General features: G+C 64.4%; 14 protein-coding genes. 4 read left to right on the forward strand and 10 right to left on the reverse strand.

What is annotated here, in order from left to right; genetic code table 11:
- Positions 1 to 6: 6 nt before the first annotated feature.
- Positions 7 to 1563 carry a cytochrome C gene (locus tag IF809_RS05830; RefSeq protein WP_462837068.1) on the reverse strand — a complete coding sequence of 519 codons (1557 nt, stop codon included), beginning with the start codon at positions 1561 to 1563 and terminating at the stop codon, positions 7 to 9.
- A gap of 316 nt (positions 1564 to 1879) precedes the next feature.
- Here IF809_RS05830 and IF809_RS05835 point away from each other — a divergent pair, with 316 nt between their 5' ends.
- Positions 1880 to 2524, forward strand: coding sequence for a c-type cytochrome (locus IF809_RS05835; protein ID WP_128964225.1), 645 nt, complete (start codon positions 1880 to 1882; stop codon positions 2522 to 2524).
- A 92-nt stretch (positions 2525 to 2616) separates the two neighbouring features.
- On the opposite strand, the gene IF809_RS05840 is transcribed toward IF809_RS05835, so the two are convergent.
- Entirely contained in the window at positions 2617 to 3846 is a 1230-nt protein-coding gene (locus IF809_RS05840; protein ID WP_462837069.1) for a glycosyltransferase family 87 protein, read from the reverse strand.
- A gap of 169 nt (positions 3847 to 4015) precedes the next feature.
- Entirely contained in the window at positions 4016 to 4180 is a 165-nt protein-coding gene (locus tag IF809_RS05845) for a Flp family type IVb pilin (protein ID WP_128964223.1), read from the reverse strand.
- Between the two features lie 515 nt (positions 4181 to 4695).
- Here IF809_RS05845 and IF809_RS05850 point away from each other — a divergent pair.
- The 3 genes from IF809_RS05850 to IF809_RS05860 all read left to right on the forward strand — a co-directional run bounded on the left by IF809_RS05850 (position 4696) and on the right by IF809_RS05860 (position 8451).
- Positions 4696 to 6195, forward strand: coding sequence for a hypothetical protein (locus IF809_RS05850; RefSeq protein WP_462837070.1), 1500 nt, complete (start codon positions 4696 to 4698; stop codon positions 6193 to 6195).
- Between the two features lie 11 nt (positions 6196 to 6206).
- A complete protein-coding gene (locus IF809_RS05855) occupies positions 6207 to 8012 on the forward strand; it encodes a hypothetical protein (RefSeq protein WP_462837071.1) in 1806 nt (601 codons plus the stop codon).
- 103 nt (positions 8013 to 8115) lie between these two features.
- Positions 8116 to 8451 (forward strand): hypothetical protein, encoded by a 336-nt coding sequence (locus IF809_RS05860; RefSeq protein ID WP_373291552.1) that lies wholly within the window; start codon positions 8116 to 8118, stop codon positions 8449 to 8451.
- Between the two features lie 79 nt (positions 8452 to 8530).
- Here the strand turns inward: IF809_RS05860 and IF809_RS05865 are convergent, their stop codons facing one another.
- The 7 genes from IF809_RS05865 to IF809_RS05895 form a co-directional block, all read right to left on the reverse strand.
- Positions 8531 to 8656 carry a hypothetical protein gene (locus tag IF809_RS05865; RefSeq protein WP_462837072.1) on the reverse strand — a complete coding sequence of 42 codons (126 nt, stop codon included), beginning with the start codon at positions 8654 to 8656 and terminating at the stop codon, positions 8531 to 8533.
- A gap of 299 nt (positions 8657 to 8955) precedes the next feature.
- Complete coding sequence (gene ftsH, locus IF809_RS05870; RefSeq protein WP_128964218.1) at positions 8956 to 10881, reverse strand: ATP-dependent zinc metalloprotease FtsH; 1926 nt, start codon at positions 10879 to 10881, stop codon at positions 8956 to 8958.
- 254 nt (positions 10882 to 11135) lie between these two features.
- On the reverse strand, positions 11136 to 12218 hold the full coding sequence (gene tilS, locus IF809_RS05875; protein ID WP_462837073.1) for a tRNA lysidine(34) synthetase TilS: 1083 nt from the start codon (positions 12216 to 12218) through the stop codon (positions 11136 to 11138).
- A 79-nt stretch (positions 12219 to 12297) separates the two neighbouring features.
- Entirely contained in the window at positions 12298 to 13320 is a 1023-nt protein-coding gene (gene ybgF, locus IF809_RS05880; protein WP_128964216.1) for a tol-pal system protein YbgF, read from the reverse strand.
- Between the two features lie 185 nt (positions 13321 to 13505).
- On the reverse strand, positions 13506 to 13994 hold the full coding sequence (gene pal / locus IF809_RS05885; protein WP_128964215.1) for a peptidoglycan-associated lipoprotein Pal: 489 nt from the start codon (positions 13992 to 13994) through the stop codon (positions 13506 to 13508).
- Between the two features lie 237 nt (positions 13995 to 14231).
- Entirely contained in the window at positions 14232 to 14993 is a 762-nt protein-coding gene (locus IF809_RS05890) for an N-acyl amino acid synthase FeeM domain-containing protein (protein WP_453982019.1), read from the reverse strand.
- 158 nt (positions 14994 to 15151) lie between these two features.
- Positions 15152 to 17482, reverse strand: a complete 2331-nt coding sequence (locus tag IF809_RS05895; RefSeq protein WP_462837074.1) for a putative bifunctional diguanylate cyclase/phosphodiesterase — start codon at positions 17480 to 17482, stop codon at positions 15152 to 15154.
- Positions 17483 to 17663 lie beyond the last annotated feature (181 nt).

Here is a 17663-nt window from a genome sequence, read left to right on the forward strand (position 1 = left end):
CGCGGCCTACATGGCGAACCATGCGTGCAGGAACAGGGTGTTGTTGTCATGGGCGCCGACCGTGGTGCCGTTGAACTTGTTGTAGTAGGTGTATTGCAGGCCGATGCGGGCGTTGAACCACGGCCAACCGATCATCTTGCTGGCCCCAAATGGGATGTAGGCGATCTCGGCAGTCCAGCCGTTGGTGTCGGGAGTCAATGCCTGGCCGGTGACGGGATCGGGCCCAAAGAGAAGCAGGTCGGACGTGCCCCAGACATTGAAGTACTGCCCGGTGAGAACGACACGATTGTCGGCACCCAGCGCCAGCGAGGCCTGCAGCTTCATGCTGTTGAGCTGATTGGTCGGATTGGACGCAATGCCGAGAGCGGCGAAGCTTGCATCGAGGCGCTGGAACTCGCGGATGTAGCTGCCACGCAGGGTCAGCCAATAATTGTCGCCCTGATATTGATATTGCGCGTCAAAGCCGACGTCGGTGAATCTGTCCGATACCGGCAACACCGCGGTCGAGCCCGAAGCGAACGTCGTGTCGAACCACGGATGCACGTCGAAAATCATCCCGAACGTGCCGACCATCAGCGTGTGCCGTCCCCAATGCGGCTCGATCGCCGCGCGCCAATAGGGGGCCACGCCGCCGAGCTGGCCCGGGGTATCGAACGGATTCGCTCCGAGCGCATTCAGTGCGTGGAAGCCGATCGACTTGTATCCGGTGACTTCCAGGTAGAGCAGGTCGTTGATCATCGTGTAGAGGCCGACACCGCCGACATGCGCTGCAAAAGTGCCTTCAAGCGTCGTGCCGGGAGGACCCGCGGCCAGCGTCGATGACGCGTAGGGGAAGCCCCAAGCCGGCGTGGTGTTCCACAAATCCTGAACGGACGGATTGTTGTTGGCGGTCACGCCGAAGACGAAATCGAACGGCCCGACGCTCGCCGTGTTGGCATAGCGGACGTCCGTATTGTCCCATCCCCAGCTGTGGATGAACTGGTCCGCCGGTGTGCCCGAGAACGACGACAGCGGGGTCGCGCCAGCATATGTGTACTGGGCGAACGCGCCGATGTGATCCGTGATCGCGCCGCCCCAGAACACGCTGACGGGAGAGGCAACGATATTGTCGTTTGTCTTGAACGGCTCCGTTGGATCCGGAATGGTCGGTCCCTGGGTGCGCGTGTAGCCTTCGATCGCCATGAACGAGATCGGCGGCACCCACTCCTTGCGGTCAGCATCGGCCTGCGATTCCTGCGGCAACGCCTTCACGTAGCCGCGGAGCTTGTCGAGTTCAGCGCGAGCCGCGCGCCCGCCCTCGGACGAGAACGGCGTCATCCTGAATTGGCCGCCACCGGCGGTGTAGCCGAGCAATTTGAAGCGGCGGCCATAGGGCGTCAGTGCAGGGAAGTCGGTGTGGCAGGTGCCGCAAGGTTGCCCTGTCTGACGCGCGAAGCTCGGTAAGGCTTGCGCCGGCGTGGTCGAGCCGATGAGCGATGCGGCCGTCGAGAGAGCCGCTAACGCGAGTGCGGCGAAAAGCCACCTGCCGTTGCTCGCGATGACACTGTAACGGTAACCCCACATAGCGCCTGTCCCGTTGCGCTCAATTAACTTGGGATATTGCGAACCGCTTGCGTTTCCAAGTAGGCCAGCACACCGACGTTTCGCCAAGCGACATTCGCGGCGCGTCAGCCGTTTTCAAATCTCGCGAGACTTTTCCGCAACGTTAGATGCACACGCTTGTAGGAAGCGGTTGCATAAGGCAGCTGATTACCGCGGAACTCCGCATCGCATTACCTCTCGTGCGCTTCTGCGAAAATCGTGGTCACGCTCGACGAGAATCAAGTGGACCAAAGTGCGTCGCCGCGCGTAGCGTGCGCTCATCAAAGCGGGGGCGCTCATGAACCTGCAATCGCTCGGGCGGATAGCGGCCGCGATCGTCGTCGCCTCGATATCGACGATCGCGCAGGCGCAAGAGAAAGGCGTGCAAGTATCGTCGCACGACCTCAAGGCAAAGACTGAATATTGCAAGACCTGTCATGGCATCGACGCGCAAGGTTTTCGCGGATCATACCCAATGCCGCGACTGGCGGGGCAGCAGCCGGAATACATCGAAAATCAATTGAAGGCCTTCGTCGAACACCGTCGCAACAACCCCGTGATGTTCAACGTGGCACATGTGCTCACCCCCGCCATGCTGGCGGCGCTGACCACGGAATTCAAAAATCTGAATCCAAAGCCGCTGGGTGGCGCGCCGACCGCGAACGTCGCGGAAGGCAAGAAAATTTATGAGGAGGGCGTTCCCAGCGCCAACGTACCGCCCTGCGCATCGTGCCACGGAGCCGATGCCAAGGGCGACGGTCAGTTTCCGCGGCTCGCAGGACAACTCAACGACTACGTCACCAGAAAGCTGACGAACTGGGACAAGGAGCGAGGACAGGACAAGGCCAATCCGGACAGCTCAACGATCATGCAGCCGATTGCGCACGAGCTGACGCAGGCGCAAATCAAGTCTGTGGCGGCTTATGTCAGCCAACTAGAGTAGCCCGCTGCAGCGCAGGTTACGAGTGAGCGCGCGCATCAGTACGCGCCCTGAGGTCTCGCGCCGGAGCCCCGATCCAAGCCCGATCGAACCTCTCAATTCGTCTGCGAGCCTAAGAGCCGCGGCGACGCCACCTCGGCCGTCCGCCAAGCCGCGCAGCGGCTGAGGATCAGGGCGAAGACGATGAGGATCGCCGGGAAGCCGACCGGCTGGCCGAGAAACAGGAAGCTCGCAAGCAGGGCGAAGACGAGCGCCAGGGCCATCACCTCATGGCGCGCGAAACCTTCATCTAAGCCGGCGCGGATCAGAAACGCCACCGCGATGCCCAGCACGACCAGATCGTACATGAAGAGATAGGGCGTCGTGAGCAGCGTTGCCGCCGCAAGCATCGCCGCTTTCAGCGCGTAAGGCAGCCTGCTCCGCCACGCCGCCACCAGCACGACGCCGACCGCGGCCGTCAACACCCATTGGAAGATCCAGCCGAGCTGCTCGGTGCCGCCGACATAGCGCACCAGCGCGAAGATGCTCTGCATCTTGAACCAGGGTGCGCGGCCTTCGGTCAGGAAGGCCTGCGAGAACATCGGAATCCAGTGGAAGAAGGCCTGCCAGCTTTCCGTCCCGAACGCGAGCCAGGACGCCAGCGCGATCGCCACCGTGACGAGTGCGGCGGTGAACAGCACGGTCCATTCGGCGGCGGCGAGCAGCACCAGCGGAAACAGCAGTCCATATTGCGGTTTGTAGCTCAGAAGGCCCAGACACACTCCGGCCAGCACCGGCCGCGTCGGCAGCAGATAGAGCATGCTGCCGATCAGGGATGCCGTGAGGAAGCCGTTCTGCCCGACCAGGATGTTGAGGAAGGCGGCGGGAAAGCCGATTCCAATGACGAGGCCCGCATTGCGCCCGACGATCGCGCGCATCACGGCGAGATAGGGCACCATGCTGAACGCCGCCCAGCCGATGAAGGCCGCCGCATAGGGAAACTGCGCGAGCAACGCGGCGACGAACAGGAAGGGCGGCGGATAGTGCCAGGCGAAATGACCGACGAAATCCTGCTTGAGCAGCGCGAGCTCAACCTGCTTCTGGATGTCCCAATCCCAGGCCTGCGCGGGATGGCCCTCGAGCGCCAGCTTTCCGGCCGCCCAGACATTGACGAAGTCCGTCGGGATGCCGCGGCCGTCTGCGTCGAAGATCCACAGATGCGCGAGATAGGCCGCCGGAAAATACGCCAGCGTGACGATCGCCAGCGCGAAGGAGATGTTGAGGAGTGTCGCAGGGAGCGCGCCGTGACGGGCGATAGCTGGCGGGACGATCGAAGCTTCGGCCATGCGGCTTCCTTTGACGCAACACGATAAGGCGGATGCGTTCGAGCCATACACCCTGATGACTTGCAGGAGGCTTAAGCCTTTGCTGTCGAATGGCCCGTGCATGCTCCGGGCAAAGCAAAAGAGCCCCGTCGATGACGAGGCTCTTCGCTATTTCCGTCGACCGTCCGGCTTACTTGAGGCTGGACGAGATCGAGGTGAACTTGGCGTTCAGCGTGGTGCCGAGCTGGTTGACGACGGTGATGATCGCCAGCGCGATGCCGGCGGCAATCAGGCCGTATTCGATGGCGGTGGCGCCGGATTCATCCTTCACGAAACGCGAAACGAGGTTCTTCATAAACTGCTCCAAAGGGTACACGAGGGCGTTAATGGTCTGGTCATTCCGGCTTCCCAGCGCCGCCCGACCATGGAACCCAACCTAGAGGCAAAGAATTGCGCCGCAGTTAATTCGGCTACGTAAACACGGAACGGTTTGCGCGTATTCGTCGATGGTAAACTGAAATCTAAAACAATCGGTTAAATTGGAGGGACTGGACTTCGCACGACATCTTGGCCGGGCGCAGCGCTCTCTCCATTCCCTCCCCCCTTGTGGGGGAGGGGCAGGGAGAGGGGCCCACAGGGGGATTCTATCAATCGCGCCGCGTGCCCAGCACATATCGATAATCAGCACCTTTTCCTGGGCTCCCCCCTCCCTTGCCCTCCCCCACAAGGGGGGAGGGAACGGACCTTTGTCGCGGCGGTGATCGAGTCGCGTCGCAGCACGTTCTCGTTCCGCCGATTTACTCGAAGTTATGACCGCCGTGGTCCAATGCCGCCCGCTCGGCAACACACTTAAGAACACGACGAGGCGGCATGTCCCTTTCCTTTACGAACAATATTGCCGTGCAGGGCCGCGCGCGGGCGCTGGTGCCGTTGTGTGTCGGCGCGGGCGCCTATCTGTTCTTCCTCTCTGTCGGCAACACGCTGCTTCAGGATTCCGACTCGTTCTGGCAGATCAAGATCGGTCAGTGGATCCTCGATCACCACGCCGTGCCTTACACGGACTTCTATTCCTTCACGCGGCCCGGCGAGCCCTGGATTTCGACCTCGTGGCTGTCGCAAGTCCTGTTCGCCGTCTCCTATGCGCAATGGGACTGGGCCGGGCCCGTGATCCTCACTGCGCTTGCGATTGCCGCATCGGCCGCGATCCTGGTCTATCTGCTCGATGCACATCTCGAGATTCCGCGCTCGGTGCTGTTCGCGATGCTGGCGGTCGTGCTGTCGCTGCACCACATCCTGGCGCGTCCGCACATGCTGGCCCTGCCGGTGATGATCGCCTGGGTCGGCGTGCTGATGAATGCGGCCGACCGCAAGGTCACGCCGTCATGGGCCTGGCTGCCTCTGATGTCGCTGTGGGCGAATCTCCATGGCGGCTTCGTGCTCGGCCTCGCGTTGATCGGCCCGATGGCGATCGAAGCCATCTGGACGCTGGACCAGGCGAAGCAGATCCGCCTGCTCGCGCGCTGGTTCCTGTTCGGCGTGGCCGCGCTGGCGGCCGCCTGCGTCACGCCCTATGGCTGGCGCACGCTGCTGGGCGCGACCAACATCCTCAATCTCGGCGAGCTGCTGTCGGTCATCTCGGAATGGATGCCGGTGAATTTCGCCTCCTTCTCGGCGTTCGAAGCCGCGATCCTCGGCCTGATCGCGCTCGGCCTGTTTCGCGGACTCACGCTGTCGCCGCCGCGCATCCTGCTGATCCTGCTCTTCACCTGGATGGGGCTCACCCATGTCCGGAGCATCGAAGCCTTTGCCTTCCTGGTGCCGCTGGTGCTGGCCAAGCCCCTCGGCGAAACATCGCCGCTGCCGCAATTTGGCGCCGAGGCCACCGAGAGCTGGGCGGCGCGCTACGTCACCATCACGGGCGCGCTGATGATCGCGGCCGCGGCGTGGACCTCGACCTCGATCTACACGTCGCATCACCGCTTCGCCTTCACGATGGACCAGACACCGGTCGCTGCCGTCGACCTGCTGCGAGAGCGCAAGGCGCAGCGCATCTTCAACGGCTATCAGTTCGGCGGCTACCTGATCTCGCGCGACGTGCCGGTGTTCGTCGACGGCCGCGCCGAGCTCTACGGCGAGAAGTTCGTGATGGATTTTTTCAAGGCCGCCGAGGGCAAGAGGCCCGAGTTGCTGCCGCGCCTGCTCGACGAGTACAAGATCGACGCGACGCTGCTGGGGGCTGATACGCCGGGTCCGCAAATCCTGGATCACCTCAAGGGATGGAAACGGCTCTATACCGACAACATCGCCGTGATCCATGTCCGCGATGGCCAGCCGGGCGCGGACACGCCGATGCCCGCGCATTCGAATTGAACCGCCGGACGATGTCGCCGCGCGTCCAGCCGACCGGGCAAGGATCGACCACGGAGCCGAAGCCGGCGATCGTGCTCGCGGTCGCCTGGGCGATCATCGTCGCGGCGCTCGGATGGCCTGCGATCAAGGCCGGCGTGTTCGACGCGCTGTCGACCGACGATGCCATGCGTCTGGTCGAAGTGCGCGATCTTCTGGCCGGCCAGGGCTGGTTCGACCTCACTCAATACCGGCTCGATCCACCCGGAATTGCCATGCACTGGTCCCGCATCGTCGATGCGCCCCTCGCCGTGCTGATCCTCCTAGTCCGCCCGCTGCTCGGCCAGCACGATGCCGAAGCGCTCACGCTGGTGCTGTGGCCCTCGCTGCTGATGGCGGCCGCGCTATGGCTCGCAGCGACGATTGCAAGCCAGGCAAGCGCCCCGGCCGACGGGTCGCGGGCACGGCTTGCAGCCATCCTGGTCACGGCGCTGTCGATCCCTGCCCTGATCCACTTCCGTGCCGGCGCGATCGACCATCATAATCTGCAGATGGTGCTGCTGCTCGGCTTGGTGCTTTGCGTTTCCGATTCCGAACACCATACGGCCAAGGCGGCCCTGGCGGGATTTCTCGCCGCGCTTTCGTTGTCGATCGGATTGGAAATGCTGCCCGCGATCGCCATGGCGAGCATGGCGGTGGTGGGACTGCTGGTGTGGAAAGGCACTGACGTCCTGCGCCCGGCCTGCGCTTTTGGTGCGGGCCTGACCGTCTCGTCATTGCTGCTGGCGCTGCTGCTGCTTCCGATGAGCAGTCTCTTCAATCCGGTCTGCGATGCCTTCGGCGGCCCCATCCTGCTCCTGTGCGCGGGCGGCGGCATCGCGCTGCTCGCGATTGCCGGTGCGAGCTGGCTTCGGCAGGGCTTGTGGACGCGGCTGACCGCGAGCGCGCTCGCCGGCGCGCTGCTGCTGGGCGCATTCCTCAAATCGTACCCGGGCTGCGTGGCCTCGCCCTACGCGCTGGTCGATCCCCTGCTCGTCAACTTCTGGCTTGGCCGCGTCGCCGAAACCATGCCGGTGAGCGAGATCGCACAGCTGCAGCCGCAGAAGCTGCTGGGTTATTATGCCTTTCCATTGCTGACGCTCGGCCTGTGTGTTGCGGCCGTGATCGGCTGCACGCCGCAAAGCCGCTTCCGCTGGATCGTCTCGACCGCCACGCTCGCAGCGCTGTTCGGCGTGAGCCTGTGGGAATTGCGCGGCGCCGCTGCCGCCAACATCGTTGCCGCCCCGCTATGCGTCGCCGCCATCGTCAGGCTTCGCACGGAGGTGGTGGCCGGTTGGCGGCTGGTCCGTGTCGCGCTGCTCGTGTCGCCCGCCTCGCTCGGCGGCATCGGCCTCGCGGTCTGGCCGGCCCTCGCCGCGGGCAGGGTCGCCCCCGGGATTGCGATGCCGGACCTCGCCGCATCCTGCCAGACCATCTCCAGCGCCGCGCCGCTCGCCGATCTGCCGCCCGGGCGGATGATGGCCCCGATCGATTCGGGTCCTGCGATCCTGACTGCGACCAGGCATTCCGTCTTCGCCGCCCCCTACCACCGCAACAATGACGGCAACCTCGTCATGGTGCACACGATGATGGACACACCGGAAGCTGCGCGCGAGGTGCTCCGCGCGCGAGGGGTCGACTACATCCTGACATGCAACGGTTCCGTCGATCAGGAGGATCTCGTCCGCCTCGCGCCGGAGGGCCTCGCCGCACAGCTCGGCCGCGGCGAAGCTCCGGATTATCTGGAGCGGATACAGGCGGTATCGAAACCCGGCTGGACCGTCTGGCGCGTGCGCAAGTAGAGAGCGCGAGCCAGGCGAGCCCTATGCTTGGCGGCACCGCCGAGAGAGCACTTGCGCGCACTGATGCGCCTCCGGCATCATGGAGGCGGAGGCTCGTTTTTCCGTGTCATTGAAGAATCCGGAGGCTGTCGCTGCCATCGTATCGGCGCTTCGTCACGTCCACGGCGACGATATCGCGCGACTGATGCTGGTCGAAGGCATGAGCCTCGCTAATTTGCTCGAGGCGATGTTTTCGGCGCCGCTGACGCACCGCGAGGCCGTCCGGGCGATCACCGACGGGCTCGATGACTTCGTGATCACGCCGGATCTGGGGCTCATGTGGCATCTCAAATACGTCTACGGAGACGAGCCGGGCTCCCTGCATGTCATGGACATGGAGATCGCCACGCCCGATGGCACGCTGGCGAGCCGGGACGTATGGCTTCGGCTCGCGTCGTGAGGGGATGTCCTGGACACGGTCGCAAGCGCAATGACGGTATGTGGACCAGCAATCGTAGGATGGAGCGGAGTTAGTTCGCTCACTTGCCCCGGTCCTTGACGGGGATCACGAGCTTCAAGCCCGACCAGATATCGTTGACGGCGCAGATCTTGATGTCTACGAGGCCGTTCGCAAGCGCGGTCTCGCGCACCAGGGCTTCGGTCACGTCGGTCGCGATGCCTGAGGCCTTCTTCGGCCAGGACGCCCAGATCCATGCCGTCGGGTGCGATCGCCTTGCGGTAGCTGCGCAGTTTGGCGGGGAGGCCCTTCGCCTCGGCGGCGAAGACATGCACCATGTCCAGCCGGGCTTTGGCGGTGCTTGCGATGCTCACACCGTCAGGCAGCTCGCCGACGAGATCGCGATAGGACGTCATGAGACCGTCCACGAAAATACAAAAGCCCGGCTTGATGCCGAGCTTCTGCACAACAGGTTTGCCGGAAGGGCCGGCCATGAAACGCTTGCCGTTACGCCTGCGGCTGCGGCTCCAGACCCGGATCCGGATCGGGGCGCGGGCGCGGCGACTTGCCGGCCGGGGGCACGGCGGAGGCGCGCGGCGTGGTCGGCTCGAGCACCGACTCGCGGTTCGGCTTCTTGCCCTTGAGCAAATCGACGATTTCGTCGCCGGAGAGCGTTTCGAACTCGAGCAGGCCCTTGGCCAAGGCCTCGAGATCGGCGTGCTTTTCGGTGAGGATGCGGGTCGCTTCCTTGTAGCCTTCCTCGACCAGGCGCTTGATCTCGGAGTCGATCTTCTGGACGGTGGCCTCGGAGGCGTTCTGCGTCCGCGAGACCGACATGCCCAGGAACACTTCGTCCTGGTTCTCGCCATAGGAGACCGTGCCGAGCTCTTCCGACAGACCCCAGCGCGTCACCATCATGCGGGCAAGACGAGTTGCCTGCTCGATGTCGGAGGCGGCACCCGAGGTCACCTTCTCGCGGCCGAAGATCAGCTCTTCGGCGACGCGGCCACCCATCATGATGGCGAGGCGCGAGGTCATCTGCTCCAGGGACATCGACAGCTTGTCGCGCTCGGGGAGCTGCATCACCATGCCCAGCGCACGGCCGCGCGGAATGATGGTGGCCTTGTGGATCGGATCGGTCGCGGGCACGTTGAGGCCGACGATGGCGTGGCCGCCCTCGTGATAGGCCGTCAGCAGCTTCTCTTCCTCGGTCATGACGAGCGACTTGCGCTCGGCGCCCATCATCACCTTGTCCTTGGCCTCTTCGAACTCGGCCTGGGTCACCATCCGCTTGTTGCGGCGGGCGGCGGTAAGGGCTGCTTCGTTGACGAGGTTCATCAGGTCGGCGCCGGAGAATCCAGGCGTGCCGCGCGCGATGGTCTTGAGGTTGATATCGGGCGCCAGCGGAACCTTGCGGACGTGAACCTTCAGGATCTGCTCGCGGCCGACGACGTCGGGGTTCGGCACCACGACCTGACGGTCGAAGCGGCCCGGACGCAGCAGCGCGGGATCGAGCACGTCAGGGCGGTTCGTCGCGGCGATCAGGATCACGCCCTCGTTCGCCTCGAAGCCGTCCATTTCGACCAGCAGCTGGTTCAACGTCTGCTCGCGCTCGTCATTGCCGCCGCCGAGACCGGCGCCGCGGTGACGACCGACCGCGTCGATTTCGTCGATGAAGATGATGCAGGGCGCGTTCTTCTTGGCCTGCTCGAACATGTCGCGCACGCGGCTGGCACCGACGCCGACGAACATCTCGACGAAGTCCGAACCCGAAATGGTGAAGAACGGCACGTTGGCTTCGCCCGCGACCGCACGCGCGATCAGGGTCTTACCGGTGCCGGGAGGGCCGACCAGCAGCACGCCGCGCGGAATGCGGCCGCCGAGGCGCTGGAATTTGCCGGGGTCGCGGAGGAATTCGACGATCTCCTGCAGGTCCTGCTTGGCTTCGTCGACGCCGGCGACGTCTTCGAAGGTGACGCGGCCATGCGCTTCGGTCAGCATCTTCGCGCGCGACTTGCCGAAGCCCATCGCCTTGCCGGCGCCGCCCTGCATCTGGCGGGACAGGAATATCCAGACGCCGATCAGCGCGATGAAGGGCAGCCAGGAGACCAAGAGCGAGACGAACCACGGCACGTTGTCGCCGGGCGGCTTGGCGGTGATCTGCACCTTGCTGTCGTACAGGCGCTTCACCAGCGTCGGATCGTTCGGCGCATAGGTCTGGAAGCTCGAGCCGTTGGTGAAGGTGCCGTGGATGTCAGGCCCCTGGATCACGACGTCGCGCACATTGCCGCGGTCAACTTCGCTGAGCAGCTGGGAGAAGGCGATGTCCTGCGAGGAGGCCCGCTGACCCGGATTCTGGAAGAGCGTGAACAACGCCAACAGCAGCAAAACAATGATGACCCAGAGGGCGAAATTGCGCAGATTGGCGTTCATCGATCTTCCTTCGTGGTCGCGCGGATCGCGGCCTCATCCTTGGGCTCTACGAGGAAATCCCCAAGGAATCCTCATCGTTAGACGCATACAATTTAGGTGCCGTCCCGGTCGCTGCCAAGGGAACGCGATGGGACTATTTAGCCCATCTTAGCGCGATTCCCGCTGAAATAATGGCGCCCGAGGCGGGGTTTTTCCTGCCTGGTTAAGGTGTCCTGACGGCAGGCTGCGGAAACAGCCGGTGTCATGATCCGCCCTCATTCGCCCCTGGATCCCGCTTTGGACCGCCGGGCCGGCGCAGGCGCGATGTGGATACGCCCCCCGGCAAGGCTGATCAAGGCTCCGGCAAGGGTCTGCTTCAAAAGGGCACGGTCGTTTGCGCCGATGCGGGGCCTTCCGGTCATCGACAGCTCCACCGCCTGATCGAGCGCGGCCAGCAGGGCCTCGACCTTGCCGAGTTCCGGCGGCCCTTCGTGCCCGTGGGCGTTGATGGCCCGCAGCAGCAGTCGCAGCCGGACTTCTTCCGGCAGGTTTGCGAAGGACGAGGCCTCGAAGCTGCGAACGCCCGGCTGCGGCGCAGGGCCGCGATCCCGCAGGCGGAGGAAACGCTCGGCGCCGTCGGTCAGCACCTCGACGGCCGCGTTCGCCCGGGCAAGCCGCGCCGAGAGCCGCGCGAAGGTTCTGATATCGCCGCCCTCGGCCGCGAGCTGGGGCAGCAGCGCCCGCAGCCGCGGCCGCGTGAAAGAGGCGTCGTGGTTGGTGGGGTCCTCAACGAAGCCGGTGCTGGCCCGCTTCAGGGTCGCGATCAGCTGCGATTTCGGCACGTCGAGCAGCGGCCGCGCCAGCACGATGCCGTCGCGCATCGACAGGCGCGCCATCGCCGACAGCCCGGCAATGCCGCTGCCGCGCAGCAGCCGCATCAGAAGCGTCTCGGCCTGGTCGTCGCGGGTATGGGCCGTCAGCACGTGGCTCGCGCCGGCACTGCGTGCGGCCTGCGCCAGCAGGCGATAGCGCGCTTCGCGCGCGGCGGCGGGCAATCCCGTCGTCGGCTTGGCGCCGCGCCAGCGCAGCGTCCGGTGGCCAAGGCCGAGCTCGGTCGCGAGCCGTTTGACCTCGCGCGCCTCGCGCGCCGCCTCGGTCCGCAGGCCGTGATCGACGGTGACCACGTTGAGCTCCGGGCCGCGCGCAAGGCTGCGCCGCCAGCGCGCCGCGAGCCACATCAGCGCGACAGAGTCGGGGCCGCCGGACACCGCGAGCACCAGCGCCGGCGCGCTTTTGAACTCGGCGAAGAGCTGCTTCGCCGCACGCGCGGAGATCGGAGAATTGTCGTCGTCTGACATGACGCGGCCCTGACAGCGGCGAATGGCGGCGCAAGTCTAGCGCAGCGCCATGCGCCTTGTCAGCGAGCGCCGCCGCAGTTCAGCACTTCACCCGCTTCTGCTCGCGGTCGACGGCGGATTTGACGCCGGCCGAGGCGCGTGGATATTTGCGGCCGACCTCGCCGAAAGCGGCGCAGGCCGCCTCCTTCTCCTTCAGCGCTGCGAGCGACTGGCCGAGCCGCAGCAGTGCATCCGGCGCCTTGGCCGATTTGTCGTATTTCGTCGTGACGGCGAGAAAGGATTCGGCGGCATCGCGATATTGCTGGCGCTGGAAATAGCTTTCGCCGAGCCAGTATTGCGCATCGCCGAGCAGCGGGTCGTTGGGATATTTGCCGGCGAAATTCTTCATGGTCTGCTCGGCCAGCGCATAGTCCTTGCGCTGCATATAGCCGATGCCGAGATCGAACTCGTCGCGCGGCGTGGCCGACGGCGGCAATGTCGCCAGAGCCGGGCCACCACCCTGCGCGGGATTGCCTTGCTGGGCAGGCGGATAGCCCTGCTGGGCGGGTGGATAGGCCTGCTGGGTCGGCGCCGCTGCGGCCTGCGGATAGCGGCCGCCATTGGCGCTGAGATCGAGCGGCTGCTGGCCGCCGCCCAGCGCCCGCGGCGCACCGGGTGCACTCGGATTCTGGTTCGGGTCGAACGCATCCCCGCGCCGGCGGCTGCCGGGCGCGCCGGGGCCGGGCTGCTCCTGGACGATCGGTGCGGGAGAGGCGATCTGCGGCTGCTCGTAATTCGGCTGCACCGCCTGCTGCTGCGGCGGCTGGCGATAGCCGGGGGCGACCTGGTTCGGTGCGATCTGGGCCGGCGGCATCGCGGCGGCATTGGGCGCCTGCCCGGGCGCGCCTTGCGCGCCGCCTTCGAGCTGGCGGATGCGATCCTCGAGCTGGCGGTTGCGATATTGCAGCTCTTCGTTCTGTCCGGTGAGCTGGCGCAGCTGGTTCTCCAGCCGCTCGATCCGCATCTCGGGATCATCGTCCGTCTGCGCAAAGACAGGCGTGCACAAGGGGAGCAGCGCGGCGATGGCCACGGTGCCGGTAAAGACCTTAAATCTGGATGACATCTTGCCCTGACGACGAAAGCGAAATGGCCTGCGACGGAACATGCGACGCGCCACACATTGAAGGGGAGTACGCCAAAACTGTGACTGCCACCAAGCGGTTTTAAATCACAGGTCGCTGAAACGAAACCGGCGCCCGTGAGGGCGCCGGCATATTCGGTTTCCAAAGATGAACGGCGCCTGAAGCGTCAGGAGCTCGCGTTCAGCACGGTCACAGCACGACGGTTCTGCGACCAGCAGGAGATGTCGTTACAGACCGCCACCGGCCGCTCCTTGCCATAGGAGATCGTGCGCATGCGGTTGGGATCGATGCCGCGGGAGGCGAGGAACGAGCGCACCGACTGGGCACGGCGTGCGCCGAGCGCGATGTTGTACTCGCGGGTGCCGCGCTCGTCGGCGTGACCTTCGATGGTGAAGGAATAGCGCGGATAGGTCTGCAGCCACTGCGCCTGCTTCTCCAGGGTCACGATCGCCTGCGGGGTCAGGTCGGTCTGGTCGCTCTCGAAGAACACGCGGTCGCCCACGTTCACGACGAAGTCCTGCTGGCTGCCCGGCGTCGCCGCGCTCGCATTGGCGTCCAGGCCCGCATTCTGCTTGGCGCAGGCGCCCATCGACAGCGCGATTGCGACCACTGCAGCCAGCTTCAATCCCTGGAGGATACGCATAGGATATTTCATTCCGGAGCCTCCACGCTCACGTTCGTCCACTGCCGTCCGGTCTACAGGGGGTTGGTTAAGCGAACGTTCCGTCAACCTTATCGGAACCTTGCCTCAGCCGGTCAAATGCCCCCAACCAGCGAAAAGCACCCGTCATGGTTAATGCGTTGTAAATGTGGCGCGAGGGTGAAGGCAAGCCGCATCGACAGGCAAAATGCCCGCTTTCGCGGATTTGGACGGCCGTGGAGAGTGGATGGCCTAATAGATGGAACCGAGTGCCGGAGCCGCCACATCGAGAGTCCGCGGGGTGGTCAGCAGCATCGGGCGGGGGGCTGCCTGGCGGGGACTGCGTTCAAACAGCATGCGCCGCTCGAACGCGCTGGAGCGCATGATGGGAAAGCGGGCCAGAACCCGATCCCGCTGCCTCCGGACGTCGGTGGCCATCAGAACCGCCTTCTTGGTCGGCCACCCCGGAAACCCCCGCGGCTCGGGCGAAATGGTCTCGTGCAGGAAGACGCGGCGGTAAAACGCCTGATGGTCGGTCCGTATCATCGCAAGGCCGGTGTCGGCATTGAAATGATCGCACGCGACAAAGGCGAGGCGCACCGTCAGATACGGCAATTCGGGAAAGCGCTGCTGCTTGTCGGGATCCGCAACAAACCGACACGGATCGACAAAAACCTCGCCGCGATCGAGGCGGGGGTGCAGGACGTCGCCGAAGACTTCGGTCGTATAGGACATCCGCCATTCGGACGTCAGAAGGTGGATGCGGACGGAGCTGCAGAGCTCTCCGTCAACATAGATCCCGAAATTCCAGGTGTTCGGCGTTTCGTCGAAGCGATCGGTGACGCGCAGTGAAGCTGACGGCTCGATCAAACCGGCCTGCAGATAGGCCCGGTAGCGCATCAGGTACAGACTGTCCTTGTCCTCGGGAGTCTCGATGAGCCGGTAGTCGATGCGGTCAAATAACGCGGCGCCTCGTGGAAGATGCGCCGCGTTCGGTTCGGCTCCGGACTTCATCTGGTACCTCAAAACTCCAAGCAACTTCCGCGAGTGGCCGAAGATTAATGGTTCCTTAACAGAATTGCAAAGCCTTAGAATCGTTAGGGTTAACCTTTGCGGCCCGCAAGACTACGGCACGCGAGAGCTGATTTTGGCGAAGGAGTGTCAGGAATGGATCAGGCGATTGATCGCGACGACACGATCGTGATCTGGTCGTCAGGCATGCGACGGCCATAGGAGGCGTTGAGCAACTGCCGGACTCGCACGGCCGGAACGGGCCGGCTGAACAGGTACCCCTGCCCTTCGGTCACGGTGCCGTCGGCGCTGATCAGCTCGAGCTGCTCGTTGGTCTCGATGCCCTCGACCACGACCGACATGCCGAGGTCGGCCGACAGCCGCGCCACGCCACGCAGCAGCGTCAACGGACGGTCCGTGTCGATACCCTCCAGGAAGGAGCGGTCGATCTTGACCTTCTGCATCGGGAAATTGTGCAAATAGCTGAGGCTCGAATAGCCGGTGCCGAAATCGTCCAGCGAGATGCGCACGCCGAGCGCATGCAGCTGCGACAGGATGTCGTGGGTGAGCTGGGTGTTGCGCAGCAGTGAGGATTCGGTGATCTCGATCTCGAGGCGATGAGCCGGCAGGCCGGAGACTTCGAGCGCATAACGGATCTCGCTCAGCACGTCGCGCTGATGGAATTGCTGCGGCGAGAAGTTGACGGCGACGCTGACGCCCTCCGGCCACTTCATGCATTCCATGCAGGCACGGCGCAGGATCCAGCGGCCGAGATCGACGATCAGGCCCATGTCCTCGGCAACCGGAATGATGTCGATCGGAGAGACGGTACCGCGCACCGGATGATTCCAGCGCAACAGTGCCTCGCAGGTGGTGATCTTGCCCGACTTCAGATTGACCAGCGGCTGATAGAACAGCTCGAACTCTTCGTTGGCGAGCGCCTTGCGCAGGTCGAGCTCGAGGGTGCGGCGCGCCTCGACCGTCGCCGCCATCTCGTCACGGAAGAAGCAGAAGGTACCGCGGCCGTCGGCCTTGGCCCGGTATAGCGCCATGTCGGCATTCTTGAGCAGAATGTCGGCGCTGGCACTCTCCGGCGACGTCAGCGCGATGCCGACGCTGGCGCCGATCTCCACCAGATGATTGTCGATGCGATAGCGCTCGCTGAGCCGCTCGACGATGCGGCGGGCGAGGCTCGCAGCGTCTTCGGGCGCATTGATGTTCTGCTGGAACACGACGAACTCGTCGCCGCCGAAGCGGGCGACGAAATCCTCCGGCCGCAACATCTCGCGCAAACGGTTGGCGACCGCGCACAGGAGCTGGTCGCCGCAGGGATGACCGAGTGTGTCGTTGACCTGCTTGAACTGGTCGAGATCGACGAACAGCAGCGCGGAGAGCCGTTCGGAATGGTTCGAGTGGGCGAGCAGACGCTCGATCTCATCACGGAAATGGACCCGGTTGGGCAGCGCGGTGAGATCGTCGTAACGGGCCAGATGCGTGATCTTGGCCTCGGCGTTGCGCCGCTCCGTGATGTCCTCGAGCAACACCACGGCGCCACCATCGGCCATCGGCTGCACGGTCCAGGACAGCGAGCGGTTTCGTTGCGGATTGAGATCGACGGTAACGATCTCTTCGGCCTGCGATCTCTCGATGTCCGCAACGATGCGTTCGCCGCTTGCAGCCGAGATGGATCTGGCGCCGACGCACGCCCCGACGACGTCGCGCGCGCTGGTGCCGTTCTGCGTGAGAACTTCAGGCAGGTTCATCATCGCGGCGAACCGGTAGTTCATGACCGCAAGCTGTCCGTCGACACCGAACATGCAGAGTCCGTGCGGCATGTTGTTCAGCGCCGTATCGAACTGTCCGGCGAGCGCGGCCTCGCGCTCACGGGCCACCACGGCCCCCATGAAGATCCTGTGCAGGTTCACCGAGAGCTGCATGATCGCCACCAGGAAGGCAGCGCTCACCAGGGCCATCGCGATGTAGTAGGGCGTTCCACGCAGCGCCAATGCGAGCACCGCTGGACCGAATATGAGCATGGCCTGAAGATGGAAAATTGCCGGCCGGCCGTACGCCCTGCCCGCGCCGCCCGCCGCGATCCCGGTCGTGACCGACAAGGCGATCATGTGGGCGACGGCATCGTCCGTGGCCAGAAGGGCGGTGGCGCACCAGATGCCGATCGCTGCCGCCTGAATCCTCGCGCCAATCTGGTAGCGCTTCTGCCAGCGCTCGGCCGCCTCGGCCGTCATGATCGTCTTGCGGGCCTGATAGCGATGCAAGTCGATGGCCCGCGCGGTACCAGCCAGGACAAGAAGCGCCACGCACGCCCAGATCAGCGGCTCGCCCGTCTTCAGCGCGGTCAGGCTCGCACCGATCGACACGAAAATGAGACCCGCCAGCAGCGGGCCAGGCGCTTCGAATAGCGAATCGATTTGCGCCGCCGAAGTTTTCGGCGGCCGCTGTTCCGGCTCTCCGCTATGGCTTGCGAGCTGCATCTGTTGTTTGTACGCGCGTCCTGTTTGGGACGTAGTCTTACCCAGACCAGATGAAGCCTTTCTGAGGGAACATCGTTAAAGTCGAGTTGTTTTTCGGCAATAGCGAAGATATTTCTGCTGAAAAATCAAGCAGCTAGGCAAGCCTTGCCGAGCGCAAGGTGAAGGAAACCTTGCTGCGTTC

This window comes from Bradyrhizobium sp. UFLA06-24 (genome assembly GCF_054967145.1).